General features: G+C 70.8%; 17 protein-coding genes and 1 tRNA gene. 6 read left to right on the top strand and 12 right to left on the bottom strand.

The features are described 5' to 3' along the window. Positions 1–67: 67 nt before the first annotated feature. The 6 genes from groL to DEJ27_RS14225 all read right to left on the bottom strand — a co-directional run bounded on the left by groL (position 68) and on the right by DEJ27_RS14225 (position 4,873). On the bottom strand, positions 68–1,690 hold the full coding sequence (groL, locus tag DEJ27_RS14250) for a chaperonin GroEL (RefSeq protein WP_071404070.1): 1,623 nt from the start codon (positions 1,688–1,690) through the stop codon (positions 68–70). Between the two features lie 257 nt (positions 1,691–1,947). Next, positions 1,948–2,151 carry a cold-shock protein gene (locus tag DEJ27_RS14245; RefSeq protein ID WP_017888049.1) on the bottom strand — a complete coding sequence of 68 codons (204 nt, stop codon included), beginning with the start codon at positions 2,149–2,151 and terminating at the stop codon, positions 1,948–1,950. A gap of 191 nt (positions 2,152–2,342) precedes the next feature. Then, complete coding sequence (locus DEJ27_RS14240; protein WP_110861640.1) at positions 2,343–2,948, bottom strand: LytR C-terminal domain-containing protein; 606 nt, start codon at positions 2,946–2,948, stop codon at positions 2,343–2,345. Continuing rightward, entirely contained in the window at positions 2,945–3,301 is a 357-nt protein-coding gene (locus DEJ27_RS14235; protein ID WP_110861879.1) for a DUF3263 domain-containing protein, read from the bottom strand. The genes DEJ27_RS14240 and DEJ27_RS14235 overlap by 4 nt, the downstream gene beginning before the upstream one ends. A 97-nt stretch (positions 3,302–3,398) precedes the next feature. Then, positions 3,399–4,400 (bottom strand): DUF2332 family protein, encoded by a 1,002-nt coding sequence (locus DEJ27_RS14230; protein ID WP_110861642.1) that lies wholly within the window; start codon positions 4,398–4,400, stop codon positions 3,399–3,401. Next, a complete protein-coding gene (locus DEJ27_RS14225; protein WP_181420118.1) occupies positions 4,400–4,873 on the bottom strand; it encodes a GNAT family N-acetyltransferase in 474 nt (157 codons plus the stop codon). Before DEJ27_RS14225 ends, DEJ27_RS14230 begins: the two co-directional genes overlap by 1 nt. A gap of 65 nt (positions 4,874–4,938) precedes the next feature. Between DEJ27_RS14225 and msrB the strand changes: the two genes are divergently transcribed. Together msrB and DEJ27_RS14215 are read left to right on the top strand one after the other, a co-directional pair. Beyond that, positions 4,939–5,346: a peptide-methionine (R)-S-oxide reductase MsrB gene (gene msrB / locus DEJ27_RS14220; RefSeq protein WP_027466599.1), complete on the top strand. Its 408-nt coding sequence runs from the start codon at positions 4,939–4,941 to the stop codon at positions 5,344–5,346. A 37-nt stretch (positions 5,347–5,383) separates the two neighbouring features. Next, positions 5,384–5,456, top strand: a tRNA-Thr gene (locus tag DEJ27_RS14215). Positions 5,457–5,660: 204 nt separating this feature from the next. On the opposite strand, the gene DEJ27_RS14210 is transcribed toward DEJ27_RS14215, so the two are convergent. Next, complete coding sequence (locus DEJ27_RS14210) at positions 5,661–6,692, bottom strand: aldo/keto reductase (protein WP_110861756.1); 1,032 nt, start codon at positions 6,690–6,692, stop codon at positions 5,661–5,663. 53 nt (positions 6,693–6,745) lie between these two features. Beyond that, on the bottom strand, positions 6,746–7,531 hold the full coding sequence (locus DEJ27_RS14205) for an alpha/beta fold hydrolase (RefSeq protein WP_110861758.1): 786 nt from the start codon (positions 7,529–7,531) through the stop codon (positions 6,746–6,748). Here DEJ27_RS14205 and DEJ27_RS14200 point away from each other — a divergent pair. Next, entirely contained in the window at positions 7,530–8,333 is an 804-nt protein-coding gene (locus DEJ27_RS14200; RefSeq protein WP_258369911.1) for an NAD(P)H-hydrate epimerase, read from the top strand. The two genes, DEJ27_RS14205 and DEJ27_RS14200, sit on opposite strands and share 2 nt — an antisense overlap. 28 nt (positions 8,334–8,361) lie before the next feature. Here the strand turns inward: DEJ27_RS14200 and DEJ27_RS14195 are convergent, their stop codons facing one another. Then, a complete protein-coding gene (locus DEJ27_RS14195) occupies positions 8,362–9,504 on the bottom strand; it encodes a glycerol dehydrogenase (protein ID WP_110861762.1) in 1,143 nt (380 codons plus the stop codon). Positions 9,505–9,604: 100 nt separating this feature from the next. On the opposite strand from DEJ27_RS14195, the gene DEJ27_RS14190 reads away from it, so the two are divergent. Further along, complete coding sequence (locus DEJ27_RS14190) at positions 9,605–10,498, top strand: neutral zinc metallopeptidase (RefSeq protein ID WP_110861764.1); 894 nt, start codon at positions 9,605–9,607, stop codon at positions 10,496–10,498. Positions 10,499–10,678: 180 nt separating this feature from the next. On the opposite strand, the gene DEJ27_RS14185 is transcribed toward DEJ27_RS14190, so the two are convergent. Beyond that, positions 10,679–11,611 carry a thioredoxin domain-containing protein gene (locus DEJ27_RS14185; RefSeq protein ID WP_110861766.1) on the bottom strand — a complete coding sequence of 311 codons (933 nt, stop codon included), beginning with the start codon at positions 11,609–11,611 and terminating at the stop codon, positions 10,679–10,681. Positions 11,612–11,854: 243 nt separating this feature from the next. Between DEJ27_RS14185 and DEJ27_RS14180 the strand changes: the two genes are divergently transcribed. Together DEJ27_RS14180 and DEJ27_RS14175 are read left to right on the top strand one after the other, a co-directional pair. Then, positions 11,855–12,955 (top strand): ABC transporter ATP-binding protein, encoded by a 1,101-nt coding sequence (locus tag DEJ27_RS14180; RefSeq protein WP_027466605.1) that lies wholly within the window; start codon positions 11,855–11,857, stop codon positions 12,953–12,955. Positions 12,956–13,039: 84 nt separating this feature from the next. After that, positions 13,040–14,347, top strand: a complete 1,308-nt coding sequence (locus tag DEJ27_RS14175; RefSeq protein WP_110861768.1) for a DUF4032 domain-containing protein — start codon at positions 13,040–13,042, stop codon at positions 14,345–14,347. 438 nt (positions 14,348–14,785) lie between these two features. On the opposite strand, the gene rlmB is transcribed toward DEJ27_RS14175, so the two are convergent. Together rlmB and cysS are read right to left on the bottom strand one after the other, a co-directional pair. Then, on the bottom strand, positions 14,786–15,796 hold the full coding sequence (rlmB, locus tag DEJ27_RS14170; RefSeq protein ID WP_017888063.1) for a 23S rRNA (guanosine(2251)-2'-O)-methyltransferase RlmB: 1,011 nt from the start codon (positions 15,794–15,796) through the stop codon (positions 14,786–14,788). A gap of 28 nt (positions 15,797–15,824) precedes the next feature. Next, positions 15,825–17,234 carry a cysteine--tRNA ligase gene (gene cysS / locus DEJ27_RS14165; protein WP_111091233.1) on the bottom strand — a complete coding sequence of 470 codons (1,410 nt, stop codon included), beginning with the start codon at positions 17,232–17,234 and terminating at the stop codon, positions 15,825–15,827. Between the last annotated feature and the right edge of the window lie 31 nt (positions 17,235–17,265).

The following is a 17,265-nucleotide window of genomic DNA, read 5'->3' as shown; positions in this document are numbered from 1 at the left end:
CCGCCACCCCCGCACACGCGGAAGGGCCCCACACGCGCAGCGTGCGGGGCCCTTCCGTCAGACGGACTTAGAAGTCCATGCCACCCGTCGGGTCGCCAGCCGGAGCAGCAGGGGTGCGCTCGGGCTTCTCGGCGACGACGGCCTCGGTGGTCAGGAACAGACCGGCGATCGACGCAGCGTTCTGCAGCGCCGAGCGCGTGACCTTGGCGGGGTCGATGATGCCGGCGGCGATCAGGTCGACGTACTCGCCGGTCGCGGCGTTGAGGCCCCAACCCGACTCGAGCTCGCGGACCTTGGCGGCGACGACACCCGGCTCGAGACCGGCGTTCAGCGCGATCTGCTTGAGCGGCGCGTCGATGGCCACGCGGACGATGTTCGCACCCGTCGCCTCGTCACCCTCGAGCTCGAGGGCCTCGAGTGCGACGGCACCGGCCTGGATGAGGGCGACGCCACCACCGGCGACGATGCCCTCTTCGACGGCAGCCTTCGCGTTGCGGACGGCGTCCTCGATGCGGTGCTTGCGCTCCTTGAGCTCGACCTCGGTCGCGGCACCCGCCTTGATGACGGCGACGCCACCGGCGAGCTTCGCGAGGCGCTCCTGGAGCTTCTCGCGGTCGTAGTCGGAGTCGGTCGCCTCGATCTCGGCACGGATCTGTCGGACACGGCCGGCGATCTGCTCGGCGTCGCCGGCACCCTCGACGATCGTGGTCTCGTCCTTGGTGATGACGACCTTGCGGGCACGACCGAGCAGGTCGAGCGTCGCGTTCTCGAGCTTGAGGCCGACCTCTTCCGAGATGACCTGGCCGCCGGTCAGGATCGCGATGTCCTGCAGCATGGCCTTGCGGCGGTCGCCGAAGCCCGGGGCCTTGACGGCGACGGACTTGAAGATGCCGCGGATCTTGTTCACGACGAGCGTGGCCAGGGCCTCGCCGTCGACGTCCTCGGCGATGATCAGGAGCTGCTTGCCCGCCTGGATCACCTTGTCGACGACCGGCAGGAGGTCCTTGATGTTCGAGATCTTCGAGTTGACGATCAGGATGTAGGCGTCCTCGAAGACGGCTTCCTGACGCTCGGGGTCGGTGACGAAGTACTGCGACAGGTAGCCCTTGTCGAAGCGCATGCCCTCGGTGAGCTCGAGCTCGGTGCCGAAGGTGTTCGACTCCTCGACGGTGACGACGCCTTCCTTGCCGACCTTGTCGATGGCCTCGGCGATGAGCGCGCCGATGGTCGGGTCAGCTGCCGAGATCGACGCGGTCGCGGCGATCTGGTCCTTGGTCTCGATGTCCTTCGCGTTGGCGAGGAGCTGGTCGGAGACGGCGGCGACGGCCTTCTCGATGCCGCGCTTGAGCGACACGGGGTCGGCACCGGCGGCGACGTTGCGGAGGCCTTCGCGGACGAGCGCCTGGGCGAGGACGGTCGCGGTGGTCGTCCCGTCACCGGCGACGTCGTCGGTCTTCTTGGCGACCTCCTTGACGAGCTCCGCGCCGATCTTCTCGTACGGGTCGTCGAGCTCGATCTCCTTGGCGATGGAGACACCGTCGTTCGTGATCGTGGGGGCACCCCACTTCTTCTCGAGGACGACGTTGCGGCCGCGCGGGCCGAGCGTCACCTTCACGGCGTCGGCCAGCTGGTTCAGGCCGCGCTCGAGGCCACGGCGGGCCTCCTCGTCGAAAGCAATGATCTTAGCCATGTGGTTTTTCGTCCCTCCCGGACGTCGTCTTGGGGGTCGTGCTGGCACTCAGCGTGAGCGAGTGCCAACGCCGATTCTGGCACTCGCCGGGTGTGAGTGCAACACAGTCGGGAGGCTCGTGACGACTTCCCAGGACACGTCGCGTCCGGCGGACCCCGCACCACCGCCGCGGTCGCGCTCCCCGCACCCGTCACCGTCGCCGCACACGACGAACGCGCCGCCCCTGACGGGACGGCGCGTTCTGGAAGTGGTCGTGCTCAGGCGGGGCGGACGGACTCTGCCTGCGGGCCCTTCGACCCGGTGCCGACGTCGAACACGACGGCCTGGCCCTCCTCGAGGACCTTGTAACCCGACATGTCGATGGCCGAGTAGTGCACGAACACGTCCTGGCCCCCTCCATCCACGGTGATGAAGCCGAAGCCCTTTTCAGCGTTGAACCACTTCACGGTTCCGTTGGCCATGATCTCTTGCTCCCTGGTACTGCAGTGCGGAACGACGTGATCGTCGTCTGCATGGGACTCTGACCGAACGCGCCCGATCAGGCAAGAGGTGTGACGTTGTTTCACGTCGATTCCGTCAGAAATCAACGTGCCCGAAACACAGCCGTCACACAATGCGCGGAAAACGCGGCGCGACGTGGCACCGCGGCCGATCAGCCGGTGTAGTCGGCGCCGAGCACGACGCTCACGTCGGCGTTCGGGAACGCCGCCGACTGCTGCACCGCCGTGACGCCGAGCTGCTTCGCGATGCCCTGCGCGACCGCCGCCTGCGACGCCTGCTGGTAGTAGACGATCGTCGACGTCGACCCCGTCGTGCCGGCGTCGCCGGTGGAGGCGACCTGCCAGCCGGCGCCGGTCAGCGCCGCACTCGCCCGGCTGGCGAGGCCCGTGGTGGTCGTGCCGTTCAGGACGACGACGGTGGTGGTGCCCTGCTGTGCCGGCGTCGCGGCCGCAGCGCTGCCCGCACCAGCCGATCCGGAACCGGCGGAGGAGGACGCGGACGGCTTCGACGTCGCCGAGGGCTTCGCGGTCGCCGACGCCGACGTGGACGCCGAGGGAGAGTCGGAACCGTTGAACGAGTAGCTGCCGTTCAGCAGTGCGAGGACGAGCACCCCGATGCCGACGAGCACACCGGTGGCGAGCGCCGCCCAGGCGAAGGCGATCCATCCACGGCCGCGACGCTGTGCTCCGCGGTGTGCACCGACCCGCGGGCCGTCGGCGACGTCGTCGAACCGGTCTCGGGGGAATCTCGTGCTCATCGTTCCTCTTCACGTCCTTCGGGAGCTGCACCGGGCGCGACGAAGCTGCGCGTCGCCCTGGCGCTGGTGCGCGCGTGACGGAGCCGCTGCAGCCGGGTGACGAGCTGCGGGTCGTACGCGAGTGCCGCGGGTGAGTCGATCACGCGGTTCAGCACCTGGTAGTAGCGCGCCGCCGACATCTCGAACTCCACCCGGATCTCCGCTTCCTTCGTGCGGTCGTGCCGTGCCCTGTCCTGCTCGAACGACAGCACGTGCTTCGCGAGCTCACTGAGCTGGTCAGCACCGAGCTGGTCAGCATCGAGCTGATCAACGCTGCGCTCGTCGACACGGCGTTCGTCGGTGGGGCTGGTCACGGCGGTTCCGATCACGTATCGGGTAACGGGTCTCGCACATCGTAGGGGTGGAGTCGATCCGGACCCTGGCACGGCGCTGGACTGTCGCGAACACCGGTCACAGGTTCGGCGTGCGGAACCACCGCACACGCGTGCCGAACGGGTCGGAGACGGCGACCGCGACCCCGTCGAGCGAGACCGTCGCGAACGAGTCCGGGTCCGCCACGTCGACGTCGTCGGGCAGCGTCGCCGCCACCTGGCGCAGGATCCCGGTGCGTTCGAGGGCGATCCAGTGCACGCTCCGCTCGCGGATCCGGTCCACGAACCGCTGCCGGTCCGCGCCCGGCACGTAGACCAGGGTCCCGGTGGTCAGGACGACCGGTTCGACGTCGTCCGGCAGAGCGTCCAGTGCACGGTCGAGGTCACCTGGCACGGCGCCGACGAGTCGGTCTGGAGGCACGGCGAGCGTCGCGCGCGCAGCCTGACGCATCAGGGCGGTCCGGTCCGACGCCTCTGGCGGGACGGCCTCGACCAGACGGTCGAAGGCACCGGGGAGCGACAGGTCGATCGGGTTCGGGTCGAGCGTGACTCGTGCGCCGACCGTCATCGGGACACGGGCCGGCGCGGGGACGGCCCCGGAGGCGTCCGCGACCAGCCGGAGCGCGGGATCGGCGACCGCCGTGTGCATCCGGAGGACCGCGGCCCCGGAACCGACCCGGTAGTCCAGGGTCACCCGGTCCGGGATCGAGCACAGCCCGGCGGCGGCCCCGGCGTCGACCAGACCGAGCGGACGCGCGGACCGTTCGGCGAGCGCCGCGAAGAGCGGGACGACCGGTGCGAGCCGTTGCGGGTCGTTGGCCTGCACCGTGGCGGAGGCGAGGGCCGCGACCAGCGCGGGGCGGGCCTCCAGGCCGAGCGCGCGCAGCGCACCCGGGTCCGACGGGTCCGCACCCAACCGCCGCGCGACCGCGAAGAACAGTTCGGGCTGCCGCTGCTGCTCGGGGACCTCGGCGAGGAGCGCGACGAGGGAGTCGTCGAGCGACCGTGCCCAGGCGGCGTACGACGGCGAGACGGCCTGGATGCGGTCCGCGTACGCGTCGTACCGGGCGCGGGTGTCCATCAGCGCCCGGGCCGGTGCATGCCGACGTGACGGATGCCGGCCTCGTCGTACGGCTCCCCGAACCGCACGAAGCCGTGCCGCTCGTACAGGGCGGCGACGTACTCCTGGGCGTGCAGGACGAACGGGTCGTGCCCGTGTTCGTCGAGCACAGCGGCGACGAGCCGGCCGGCGATCCTCTGCCCACGGTGCTCAGGGTCGGTCGCGACCCGTCCGATCACCCACGCCGGCGGCGCTGCACCGTCGGGGTGGACCTCGTCCGCCGCCGGGCGGATGAGCCGCAGGTACCCAACCGCAGCGGTGTCCGTGCCGAACCACCAGTGCTCCGTGTCGAGCTCGCGGTCACGGCCGTCGAAGTCCTCGGCGGTGACCCGCTGCTCGAGCGCGAACACGCGGTTGCGCAGGACGACGATGCCGTACAGTTCGTCCGTCGTCAGACGGGTCCAGCGGGCGTGGTGCACGGAATGCTCGGACATCGTGGCGAGTTTAGTGAAGTGGTCGGGAGTGCCCGGAAGAGCCCGGCCGGAAGCAGGAGGAACCAATGGCATACAACGTCGACAAGTCCGACGCCCAGTGGCGCGAGGAGCTCTCCCCGGACCAGTACGCCGTCCTCCGCCAGGCGGGGACCGAACGACCGTGGACCGGTGAACTCCTCGACGAGGAGCGCGCGGGCGTCTACACCTGTGCGGCCTGCAACGCGGAGCTGTTCAAGAGCGGCACGAAGTTCGACTCCGGCTGCGGCTGGCCGTCGTTCTACGAGTCGGTGAACCCGGACGCCGTGCAGCTCATCGAGGACAACTCCCTCGGCATGGCCCGCACCGAGGTCCGTTGCGCGAACTGCGGTTCGCACCTGGGCCACGTGTTCCCGGACGGCTTCGGCACCCCCACGGGTGACCGGTACTGCATGAACTCGATCTCGCTGAACTTCTCGGAGAAGTCGGGCGAGTGAGCCCCGGACGCCCTCACCGGTAGGATGAGCGGCGTCAGCCGGCATGGCGCAATTGGTAGCGCACCGTACTTGTAATACGGGGGTTGCGGGTTCAAGTCCCGCTGCCGGCCCCGGATGAAGCGATGCCCCGGGCGAAGTCTCGCCCGGGGCATCGGCACACGGAACGCGGATCAGGGGGCGTTCCGGGCGCTGGACGCGGTAACCAGCCGGTCGTGCGACGAGGATGACACCTCACCGACCCGCACGTCCACACCCTGACCCCACATCCGCGGAAATCCGCACGATGTGCACGAACGCGCAGCGGCCCTGTCCGCTCAGCGACCGCCCGTGATCTTCCGCTCCCGCTGCGCCACGCCGGCCGTGCCGTAGGGGTAGTCGTCGATGCGGGGAGCGCTGGCGTCGGTCAGCCGGGCGAGCTCGTCGTCGGTGAGCACCAGGTCCGCGGCACCGAGGTTGTCCTCGAGCTGCGACAGGGTGCGGACGCCGAGGATCACGCTCGTGACCGCGGGACGGGCCAGCAGCCAGGCGAGTGCGACCTGCGACTTCGACGCGTCGTGGGCGTCGGCCACCTCGGAGACGGCGTCGAGCACCTCCCACGTGCGCTCGTCGCCGTTGCGGGCCTCCCACGCCTCCATGCCGCGCTGCGGGTTCTCGCCCAGGCGGGTGGCGCCGGTCGGGGCCTCGTCACGCTGGTACTTGCCGGAGAGCCAGCCGCCGGCCAGCGGCGACCAGGGCAGCAGGCCGATGCCGGCGTCGAGGCAGGCGGGCACGACCTCGTGCTCGATGTCGCGGACGAGCAGGTTGTACTGCGGCTGCAGGGTGACGGGCGGCGCCCAGCCGTGCGCCTTCGCCTCGTAGACGGCCTTGGTGACCTGGTAGCCGAGGTAGTTCGAGAACCCGTAGGAGCCGATCTTGCCGGCGGACACGGCGTCGTCGAGGAACCGCAGGGTCTCGTCGATGGGGGTCAGGGCGTCCCACGCGTGCATCTGGTACAGGTCGATGTGGTCGACGCCGAGCCGCTCGAGCGAGGCGTCGAGGGCCACGCGCAGGTGTCGTCGGGACAGGCCGAGGTCGTTCGGGCCGTCGCCCTGCGGGAACCGGCCCTTGGTGGCGAGGACGACCTGCGCGGCCTCGGTGGGATGTGCTGCGAGCCAGCGGCCGATGATCCGCTCGGACTCGTTGCCGGAGTAGACGTCCGCGGTGTCGACGAGCGTGCCGCCGGCTGCCACGAAGGCGTCGAGGATGGCGTGTGAGGTGGGTTCGTCGGCTTCACTGCCGAACGTCATGGTGCCGAGGGTCAGCGTCGACACCGATGTCCCGCTGTTGCCGAGGAGTCTGTAGTCCATGGCGGGGACGGTACGCCCGGTGCCGTCCGACCGAGGGGACCCACGAGTACCCCTCAGCGCGGGGCGGACAGGAACCGCAGCGCCGCTTCGCGGAACGGCCGCGAGGTCGGGGCGTTGGAGTGGTTCCGCCCCGGGATCTCGAAGAAGGTGGCGTCCGGTGCGGCCTCGGCGAGCCGGACCGCGCTGTCGCGGATGCCGTCCTCGCTGCCCGCGGCGATCAGGAGCGGCTGCGCCGGGGCGTTCTCCGGGGTCGGCTCGATGCTGTTCCGCATCCCCTCGACCATGGCCACGAGCGCGCCGAGGTCGTTGCCCTCGACGTTGCCCGCCATCGTCAGGTACCCGTTGGTGACGCGGTCCTCGATGGGGGTGCCGTCCGCGATGTACGCCTTCGCCTGGTCGACGCGGACGCGACGCATCGGGTCGGCGTCCGGGATCCCGCCGAACACCGCGCGCGAGATCCGGCCCGGCAGCCGTTCGGCGGTGTGCCAGCCGACCCGTGCGCCGAGCGAGTAGCCGAGGAACGCGACGTCGTCGAGCAGGTACGTGTCGATGACCGTGGTGACGTCGGCGACGAGCAGGTCCATCGAGTAGGCACCCGGGTCGTGCGGCTTCGCGCTCGCGCCGTGCCCGCGCTGGTCGAGTGCCAGGACCCGGTACCCGGCACGGACCAGGTGCCGTGTCCAGCCCGAGGCGTGCCAGTTGAGCACCGCACCGGACGCGAAGCCGTGCACCGCGATGACGGCCGGGGCGTCGGGGTCGCCGAAGTCGTAGGTCGCGAGTCGCAGGCCGTCGGGCGACATCACGAACCGGGGGCGGGGCGCTTCGGGGACGAGTGACATGTCCTCTCAAGCGTATCGGGGCAGTGTGGTGGCCATGGACGGCTACGGCGGCGATCAGATCCGGGCGGCGGAACGCCCCCACCTCGACGCGGGGGAACCCCTGATGCAGCGTGCCGCCGACGGGCTCGCGCGCATCGTCGGCGACCTGCTGGACGACCCGGCCGTGCGGCCGGTCGACGGGCCGGGATCCGTCCTCGTGCTCGCCGGCAGCGGCGACAACGGCGGTGATGCCCTGTTCGCGGGCGCACGCCTGGCAGCGGCCGGGAGGCACGTGGCGGTCCTGCGCGTCGGCTCCCGTGTCCACGAGGCCGGCCTGGCAGCGGCGCTGGACGCCGGCGCCCGTCTGCTGGACGGCCCGTCCGGCGCCTCGGGACCGGACTCGGGCGGAGCGGCCGACATCCTGCGGGCCGCCGGCCGGAGTGACGGCGAACGCCTGGCGGACGTCGCGACCGAGGCGGCGCTCCAGGCCGACCTGGTGCTCGACGGCATCCTCGGCATCGGGGCACAGGGCGCGAACGCGCTGCGGTCCCCCGCACGCGAGGTCGTGGACGCCATCCGTGAGCTCGCCCGCGACCAGCGTGCGCCGTTCGTCGTCGCGGTGGACGTGCCGAGCGGCATCGACGTCGACACCGGCGGCGTCGCGGACGACCACGTCCTGCACGCCGACGTCACCGTCACCTTCGGCGGTGTGAAGGCCGGCCTGCTGACCGGTCCAGCCGCCACCCTCGCCGGGCGGATCGAACTCGTCGACGTCGGGATCGGTGCGGACCTGGCGACGACGGAGCCGCTGATCCGCACCTGACCCCTCGCCCGTCGGCGTTGATCGAACGTCAGTGGTGCTCGTAGAGCACGGGCTCCGGCAGACCGTGCTCGGCTCGGATGCTGCGTGCGATGCCCTCGATCGCGACCAGGGTGTCGACCACGAGCTCCGGCGTCACCGGGAACGGCATGTTGTGGATGGTCTCGCCCTCCACCGTCGCGGCCTCGGCCACGGCGTGCAGCACGTCACGATCGTCCACCGTCAGGCCGATCTCGGTCAGGGTGTTCGGCAGGCCGACCTTCGTGGTGAAGACGACGAAGTCCTCGATCTCCTCGGCCGGGGCACCCTCGAGCACGAGCTGCGCGATCGTCCCGATGTTCACCTTCTGCCCGTGCGCCAGGCCGTGCGCCTGCGGAGCCGCGGTCAACCCGTTGTGGATCGCGTGGGCGGCGGCGAGCCCACCGGACTCGAAGCCCAGGCCGGACAGCAGCGTGTTCGCCTCGACGACCTTCTCGAGCGCCGGGGTCACGACCTTGGCCTTGACGGCCTCGATGGCCTGCAGGGCGTTCTCGTGCAGGAGCTTCCACGACAGCTCGGCGAGCGCGACGCCGGTCTGGGTCTGCAGGCCACCGGCCATGGTGTCGGCGTTGGCGCGCTTCGCGGCACGGGCCTCGACCCAGGTCGCCAGTGCGTCGCCGATGCCCGCGACCAGGAACTGCACCGGCGCGTTGGCGACGAGCCTGGTGTCGATGAGCACCAGGTCCGGATTGTGCGGGAAGAAGCGGTACTCGATGAACTCGCCCTCGGCGGTGTAGATGACGGCGAGCGCCGAGGTCGGGGCGTCGGTGGACGCAGCCGTCGGGACGCTCACCCACCGGATGCCGGCGAGGTGCCCAGCGGCCTTCGCGGCGTCGATCGCGGAGCCGCCACCGAGCCCCACGATGACGTCGGCGTCCTTCGCGCCAATCTGTTCGACGAGCTCGTCGACGGCCTCGGGGGTGGCGAATCGGCCGAACCCGACACGCTCCACGCCCAGGTCGGCGGATCGGAAGCTCTCGGTGACGGCGGTCTCGACGATGCCCCAGACCACGTCGTCGGCGACGATCAGGGGCCGCTTGCCGATCGGGGCGATGAACTCGCCGACGCGGGTGATCGCGTCCTTGCCCTGGACGTAGCGGGCGGGGCTCATCACGGTGCTGATGGGAGTGGCCATCGTGCGGTTCCTTCCGGTTGTACGACAGGTGTACGACAGGTGTCGGGGTGGCCGACGCCGCCGACGGTACGCGGGGCCGCTGATCGGTAGGTTCGGGATCATGACGTTCAACGACGACTCGCGACTCCGGGGCGGCAAGGTCAAGCGGCGGGGTCGCACCACAGCGATCGGCGGAGGTGCCGTGGGCGTCGGCGCCATCGTGGTGTTCCTGATCGCGCAGTTCACCGGCTTCGACCTGAGCGGGATCGTCGGCGGCGGCGACGGCCTGACGACGATCCAGCAGGAGGGCGAGTCCGCCGACGCCGCTCCCGAGTGCCGGACCGGGCGCGACGCCAACCTGCGCGTCGAGTGCCGGATGGAGGGCGCGGCCGAGTCGCTCGACGCCTACTGGACGTCCGAGGCGCGGTCGCTCGGCATCTCGTACACGTCCCCGGAGTTCTTCCTGTTCCAGGACTCCACCGACACCTCGTGCGGGCAGGCATCGGCCGCGACCGGCCCGTTCTACTGCCCGCCGGACCGTGCGGTCTTCCTGGACACCGCGTTCTACGACGACTTGCAATCGCAGTACGGCTCGTCCGGCGGTCCGCTCGCGCAGATGTACGTCGTCGCACACGAGTGGGGCCACCACGTGCAGCAGCTGCAGGGGTCGTTCGCGAACACCGACCGCTCCGGCACGGGTGCGTCGTCGGGCAGCGTCCGCGTCGAGCTGCAGGCGGACTGCTACGCCGGAGCCTGGGTCGGCGACGCCGCCACGACCGAGGACGCGAACGGCGAGACGTTCTTCGAACCGATCACCCGCTCCCAGATCACCGACGCCCTGTCGGCGGCGAGCGCCGTGGGCGACGACAGCATCCAGGAGCGTGCGACCGGCCGCGTCGACCCGGACTCGTTCACGCACGGGTCGAGCGAGCAGCGACAGCGCTGGTTCCTGCGGGGCTACCAGCAGGGCGCGACGAGCTGCGACACCCTGAGCATCCCGGGTTCGGCCCTGTAGCCGCACCGATCACGGACTGGCGCGACCCGCTCAGCGGCGACGCGAAGCGTCGCGCGGGGCGCGCCGACCGAGCCTGCGAGGGAGGGGTGCCAGCCGGCACCGGGCCTCCCGTCCGTGGTCAGCGCGTCAGCGCTCCTCCAGACGACAGCGCTCGTCGAGACGTCAGCGCTCGTCGAGACGTCAGCGCTTGGTCGGCGTGGGCGACGGGGTCGCGCTGGGCGTGGGTGTCGGGGTCGCGTCGGTCGCCCCGGCGGCCGTCACCACGAAGGTGCGGAAGTCGTCGTTCGTGACCGGGGAGGTCAGCTCGTAGCGCTGCCCGTTCACGAGCACGAGCGGCGTGCCAGGGAACTCCTTGAGCGTCGACCCGGGGATCGTGCCCCCGGATACCGCCGTCGTCTGCTCGTCCACCCACTTGGCGTAGTCCTGGTCGGCGATGCAGCTCCGGACGGCGCTGCGTTGCTGCAGCCCCTGCACGCCCGTGACGACGTCGGTGAGCTCGGCGTTCGTCAGGCCCGGGGTGCCCTCGTCCGGCTGCTTCGCGAAGAGCGCCTGGTTCACCGCGTAGAACTGGTCCGGGGAGTGCTCGGCGACGCAGGCGGCGGCGTTCGCGGCGCGGAGGGAGTACTTCGTGCCCTGCGAGCGGTTCGACAGGATCGCGACCGGGTGGATGTCGACCGTGGCTGCACCGGAGTCGACGAGGTCCTTGATGTAGTCGCCGTTCGCCTGCTCGAACTGGCCGCAGCCCGGGCAGAGGTAGTCGACGTACAGGGTGATCCGGACGGTGCCGGCCCCCTCGGTCGCGGCGCTGCTCGGCGACGCGGAGGCCGATCCGGACGCGGACGCCGTGACGGGCTTCAGACCCTGCCCGATGGTGATGCCGCCCTGCGACATCGTCGACGGGCCGGGGCCGGCGGGCTTCACGGAGTCGACCAGCACGAGCGTGACGATCGTCGCGGCGGCGAGGAGCACGACCCCGAGCCCGATCTGCAGGCCGAGCCGGACACCACGCTGGCGTCGCTTCTGCTGGGTCCGGGCACGCTGGGCTCGCTGGCGGGCGGCTTCACGGCGCTCGTTCCGCGCGGCGCGGGCGGCACCCTCGGGGCGGTTGTTCATCGGTGCGTCGTCCTCCTGATCGGTGTCCGCTCGGCGTTCCCCTGCTCGGCGGACGGACCCGGCGATTGTAGTGGGGCGCTCTGGGAAGCCGCCGACCAAGGGGGAAAACACTGGCGCACCCGGGTGAACTCGTGTTGTATGAACCTCGACAGTCGACGGCGACTGTCCGGGGCCCGTACGGGCACACCGCTTCACTCGGATCGTCCGGCACGTACCTGCCGGTGAAGGAAGGACCGAACGCTCATGGCGTCCGTCACCTATGACAAGGCAACCCGTCTCTACCCCGGAGGCAACCGTCCCGCGGTCGACTCCCTCGACCTGGACGTCGCCGACGGCGAGTTCCTCGTCCTCGTCGGCCCCTCGGGCTGCGGCAAGTCCACCTCGCTCCGCATGCTGGCCGGCCTCGAAGAGGTCAACTCCGGTCAAATCCGCATCGGCGACCGCGACGTCACGGACGTCCCGCCGAAGGACCGCGACATCGCGATGGTGTTCCAGAACTACGCGCTGTACCCGCACATGACCGTCGCCGAGAACATGGGCTTCGCGCTCAAGATCGCCGGCGTCGGCAAGGAAGAGCGCGCCACCCGCGTGCAGGAAGCCGCCAAGCTCCTCGACCTCGAGGACTACCTCGGCCGCAAGCCGAAGGCGCTCTCCGGTGGTCAGCGTCAGCGCGTCGCGATGGGCCGTGCGATCGTCCGTCAGCCGCAGGTGTTCCTCATGGACGAGCCGCTGTCGAACCTCGACGCCAAGCTCCGCGTCCAGACCCGCACGCAGATCGCGTCGCTGCAGCGTCGTCTCGGCGTCACCACGGTCTACGTCACGCACGACCAGACCGAGGCCCTCACCATGGGTGACCGCATCGCGGTGCTCAAGGACGGCATCCTGCAGCAGGTCGGCACCCCGCGCGACCTGTACGAGAAGCCGAACAACGTGTTCGTCGCCGGCTTCATCGGTTCGCCGGCCATGAACCTGCTGCCCGCCGACGTCATCGAGGGCGGCATCAGGTTCGGCACGCTCAACCACGCGATCGACCGCGACACCCTGTCGAACGCCCGTGCCGCACAGATCACGGTCGGCATCCGCCCCGAGGACGTCATCGTGTCGCAGTCCGGCGAGGGCCTGCCCGTCACGGTCGACGTCGTCGAGGAGCTCGGCGCCGACGGCTACCTCTACGGTCACGCCGACGTGAACGGCCAGCGCGCCGACATCGTCGCCCGTGTCGACGGTCGTGCGCACCCGTCGATCGGTGACACGATCGTGATCACGCCGAAGCAGGGCCACGTCCACGCCTTCGACACCGAGTCGGGCGACCGCCTCGACGACAAGGCCGTCGTCAGCGCGTAACCAGCGCACTCCCCCGAGAGCCCGCGCCCGCCTCACAAGGGCGGACGCGGGCTCTCGGCTGTCCCCGACACCAGAGGAACCACCGTGCCCGACTCGATGTCCATCACCGCCGCCACCGTCGACCCCGGCCTGCTCGACCTGCCGTGGGACCTGCCGCTCGCCGACTGGCCCGACGACACGATCGTCGCGCTGCCGAAGGGCATCTCGCGGCACCTCGTGCGGTTCGTGCACCTGAGCGGCTACGTCGCCGCAGTGAAGGAGACCGGCGAAGAGGTCGCCCGGTCCGAGTACGAGATGCTCCGGACCCTGCAGCGCATGGACGTGCCGTGCGTGGACCCGGTCGCGGTCATCACCAATCGCGTCGACGCCGACGGTGAACCACTGCACCCCGTGCTCGTGACCCGCCACCTGCGGTTCTCCCTGCCCTACCGCGCGCTCTACTCGCAGACGCTGCGCCCCGAGACCGCCACCCGTCTGGTCGACGCCCTCGCGCTGCTCCTCGTCCGCCTGCACGTCATCGGTTTCTACTGGGGCGACGTGTCCCTGTCGAACACGCTGTTCCGTCGCGACGCCGGAGCCTTCGCCGCGTACCTGGTCGACGCCGAGACCGGCAAGCTCTACCCCGGCGGGCTGTCGAACGGCCAGCGCGAGAACGACCTCGAGGTCGCCCGCGTGAACATCGCCGGCGAGCTGCTCGACCTCGAGGCCGGCGGTCGACTCGACGAGAACGCCGACCCCGTCGACGTCTCGAACCGCATCGTCGCCCAGTACCGCACGCTCTGGACCGAGCTCACCGGCACCGAGCAGTTCGACATCAAGGAACGCTGGCGCATCAACGACCGCGTGGAGCGCCTGAACGAGCTCGGCTTCGACATCGAGGAGCTCTCGATCCACACGACCGAGGGCGGCTCGCAGGTCCGGATCCAGCCGAAGGTCGTCGACGCCGGGCACCACCAGCGCCGACTGCTGCGGCTCACCGGGCTCGACGCCGGCGAGAACCAGGCCCGGCGCCTGCTCAACGACCTCGACTCGTACCGCGCCCGCAACGGCCGCGACGAACTCGACGAGGAGATGGTGGCGCACGAGTGGGTCTCTCGGGTCTTCGAGCCCGTCGTCCGCTCGATCCCCCGTGACCTGCGCGGCCGACTCGAACCCGCCGAGGTGTTCCACGAGCTGCTCGAGCACCGCTGGTTCATGTCCCAGCAAGAGGAGCGTTCCGTCTCCCTGCCCGAGGCCACGACCGCCTACATCAACGACGTGCTCCGACACCGTCGCGACGAGCGCCTGCTCATCAACCCGCCGACCTCGTCGATCACCGTGCCGATCCCGGTGCTGGGCGACGACGACGCCGACGAGTCCGACGACGTCGACGACTGGCGCGCCACGGTCTGACGCGGGCCCCGCTCGGTCACGACACCCCGCCGGGTGGGCGCCGACTGGTCGCAGACCGTCGCCTGCGGCGTCGCGCAGCGACGACTCGTGACCACACGGCGGGCAGCACCAGACGTGTCCCGACCGTTCGGGGGTCGAGAACGCGACCGTCTGGAGGCCCGGCCCGCGTCCCGGAGACCGGCGCCGGCCCTCCAGACCGTCACGCCCAGCCCCGCCTGTGGTGACGTTGGACGTCGAGCGGTCACGACACCCCGCCGGGCGAACCTCGACCGGTCACGGACCGTCACCTGCGGCGTCGCGCAGCGACGACGCGTGACCGCACGGCAGGCATCAGCCGACGTGTCCTGACCTTTCGGGCCCGCCCCAGACAGCACCGTGAGCAGGAATGGTCGCCTCCCGCTCGGGGAGGCGACCATTCCTGCGCACGAAGTGCTGCGGCTACGCGGTGCGACGGCGCCGAGCGACCTCCCACAGCGTGACGCTCGCGGCGATGCCGGCGTTCAGGGACTCGGTGGCGCTCGAGATCGGGATCGACACGATCGCGTCACAGGTCTCGGTGACCAGGCGCGACAGGCCCTTGCCCTCGGAACCGACGACGATCACGATCGGGCGGTCGGCGAGCTCGAGGCCGTCGAGCTCCACGTCACCGTCGCCGTCCAGGCCGAGGACGAACAGGCCCATCGACTTGAGCGACTTCAGGGTCTGCGTGAGGTTCGGGGCCATCGCGACGGGCGTGCGCGCCGCGGCACCGGCCGAGGTCTTCCACGCCGACGCTGTCACGCCGACCGAACGACGCTGCGGCACGATGACGCCGTGTCCGCCGAAGGCCGCGGTCGAGCGGATGATGGCGCCGAGGTTGCGGGGGTCCGTGATGCCGTCGAGCGCGACGAGCAGCGGGACCTGGTCGCGCGAGAACGCCTGCTCGACGATGTCTTCGGACACGGCGTACTGGTACGCCGGCACCTTGAGGGCGACGCCCTGGTGCACGCTGTCGTGTCCGGTGATGCGGTCGAGCTCGGGACGCATGAGCTCGATGATCGGCACGCCACGGTGGTTGGCGAGCGCGAGGATCTCCTTCACGCGGTCGTCGACCTCGATGCGCGACGCGATGTAGAGCGTCGACGACGGGGTCTTCGTGCGCAGGGCCTCGAGCACGGAGTTGCGCCCGGTCACGAGCTCGGAGTCGTCGGTCTTGCGTGCCGGCGGACGGCCGGTGCGACCCTGCGGGGTGCTCGAGGAACCGTGCCGACCCTTGGCCGCCTCGAAGCGGTCCTTCGCGGCCTTGCGCTTGCCGGCGGGGTGGTACGGGCGGTCCTCGGCCTTCGGGGTCGGCTTGCGGCCCTCGAGCGCCTGGGCACCCTGTCCGCCGGAACCGACCTGCTTGTTGCCCTTGCGACCGGCGCGGACGGCGCCGGGCCGACCCTTCTTGCTTCCCGAGACGTTCTTCATGCGTAGCTCCTGTTCGGCACTGCCGTGTTCAGGCGATGCTCCAGCGTGTTCCGGACGGCGTGTCCTCGATCGTGATGCCCGCGGCGGCGAGGTCGTCGCGCACGCGGTCGGCCGCGGTGAAGTCCCGTGCTGCCCTGGCGTCCGCGCGCTCCTGCACGAGGCGTTCGACGAGGGCGGCGAGCGGGCCTGCCGAGGTGTCGTGGCCGCCGCCCGACCAGTGGGCGGCTCGCGGGTCGATGCCGAGCACCTCCACCATCGCAGCCACCTGATGGTACGCGGTCCCGAGCGTTTCCGCATCGTCGACGTCCAGGGCAGCGTTGCCGGTGCGCACGGTCTCGTGCAGCACGGCCAGGGCCTGGGGCACGGACAGGTCGTCGTCCATGGCGGCGGCGAAGGCCTCGGGCACGGCCGGGGCGTCGGCGAGGTGGACGCCCTCGAGCCGGGTCTCGGCGCGCTCGAGGAACCCGGCGATGCGGTCGTACGCCGCCTCGGCCTCGGCCAGGGAGCCCTCGTGGTGGTCGATCGACGACCGGTAGTGGGCGGCACCGAGGAAGTAGCGCACGACGGCGGGACGGGCGGATCCGAGGAAGTCCGCGGCGAAGATCGAGTTGCCGAGCGACTTCGACATCTTCTGGCCCTCGACCGTCACCAGTCCGTTGTGCAGCCAGTAGGACGCGAACGCGTCCCCGGCGGCCGTGGACTGCGCCAGCTCGTTCTCGTGGTGCGGGAAGCGCAGGTCGAGCCCGCCGCCGTGGATGTCGAACGCGGGGCCGAGGTACCGACGGGACATCGCCGAGCACTCGATGTGCCAGCCCGGGCGGCCGGCGCCCCACGGGGAGTCCCAGTTGGCCGTCGACGGCTCGCCGGGCTTCGCACCCTTCCAGAGCGCGAAGTCACGGGCGTCGCGCTTGCCACGCGGATCGGCGTCGGCGGCCTCGACCATGTCCTCGCGCCGCTGCCGGGTGAGCACCCCGTAGTCGGCCCAGCTGCCGGTGTCGAAGTAGACGTCACCCGAGCCGTCGTCGGCGGCGTAGGCGTGCCCGCGGTCGATGAGGCGCTGGATGATCTCGTGCATCTGCGGCACGCTCGCCGTGGCCCGCGGCTCGTAGGTCGGTGGCAGGATGCCGAGGGCGTTGTACGCGGCCGTGAACTCGAGCTCGACCCGGTAGGCGCGGGCGAACCACTCCTCGTCCGTGCCGGCAGCCAGGTCGAGGACCTTGTCGTCGATGTCGGTGACGTTGCGCACCAGGGTCACCCGGTAGCCGCGGTGGGTGAGCCACCGACGCCAGATGTCGTAGACGAGCGCGGACCGCAGGTGCCCGATGTGCGGCGACGACTGCACCGTCGGACCGCAGACGTAGACGCTCACGTGTCCGTCGACCAGGGGCACGAGGTCGACGACGGCTGCGGCGCGGGAGTCGTAGAGGCGAACGGTCACGCCTCAACCCTAATCGGCGCGGAGCCGCGGT

It is taken from the genome of Curtobacterium sp. MCPF17_018, from assembly GCF_003234135.1.
Classification (GTDB): domain Bacteria; phylum Actinomycetota; class Actinomycetes; order Actinomycetales; family Microbacteriaceae; genus Curtobacterium; species Curtobacterium flaccumfaciens.
This window is presented reverse-complemented; position numbering and strand designations above follow the sequence as displayed.

Coding starts and splice junctions, on each gene's coding strand:
- groL (WP_071404070.1), bottom strand. CDS start 1,690: ATGGCTAAGATCATTGCTTTCGACGAGGAGGCCCGCCGTGGCCTCGAG.
- DEJ27_RS14245 (WP_017888049.1), bottom strand. CDS start 2,151: ATGGCCAACGGAACCGTGAAGTGGTTCAACGCTGAAAAGGGCTTCGGC.
- DEJ27_RS14240 (WP_110861640.1), bottom strand. CDS start 2,948: ATGAGCACGAGATTCCCCCGAGACCGGTTCGACGACGTCGCCGACGGC.
- DEJ27_RS14230 (WP_110861642.1), bottom strand. CDS start 4,400: ATGGACACCCGCGCCCGGTACGACGCGTACGCGGACCGCATCCAGGCC.
- DEJ27_RS14225 (WP_181420118.1), bottom strand. CDS start 4,873: ATGTCCGAGCATTCCGTGCACCACGCCCGCTGGACCCGTCTGACGACG.
- msrB (WP_027466599.1), top strand. CDS start 4,939: ATGGCATACAACGTCGACAAGTCCGACGCCCAGTGGCGCGAGGAGCTC.
- DEJ27_RS14210 (WP_110861756.1), bottom strand. CDS start 6,692: ATGGACTACAGACTCCTCGGCAACAGCGGGACATCGGTGTCGACGCTG.
- DEJ27_RS14200 (WP_258369911.1), top strand. CDS start 7,530: ATGTCCTCTCAAGCGTATCGGGGCAGTGTGGTGGCCATGGACGGCTAC.
- DEJ27_RS14205 (WP_110861758.1), bottom strand. CDS start 7,531: ATGTCACTCGTCCCCGAAGCGCCCCGCCCCCGGTTCGTGATGTCGCCC.
- DEJ27_RS14195 (WP_110861762.1), bottom strand. CDS start 9,504: ATGGCCACTCCCATCAGCACCGTGATGAGCCCCGCCCGCTACGTCCAG.
- DEJ27_RS14190 (WP_110861764.1), top strand. CDS start 9,605: ATGACGTTCAACGACGACTCGCGACTCCGGGGCGGCAAGGTCAAGCGG.
- DEJ27_RS14185 (WP_110861766.1), bottom strand. CDS start 11,611: ATGAACAACCGCCCCGAGGGTGCCGCCCGCGCCGCGCGGAACGAGCGC.
- DEJ27_RS14180 (WP_027466605.1), top strand. CDS start 11,855: ATGGCGTCCGTCACCTATGACAAGGCAACCCGTCTCTACCCCGGAGGC.
- rlmB (WP_017888063.1), bottom strand. CDS start 15,796: ATGAAGAACGTCTCGGGAAGCAAGAAGGGTCGGCCCGGCGCCGTCCGC.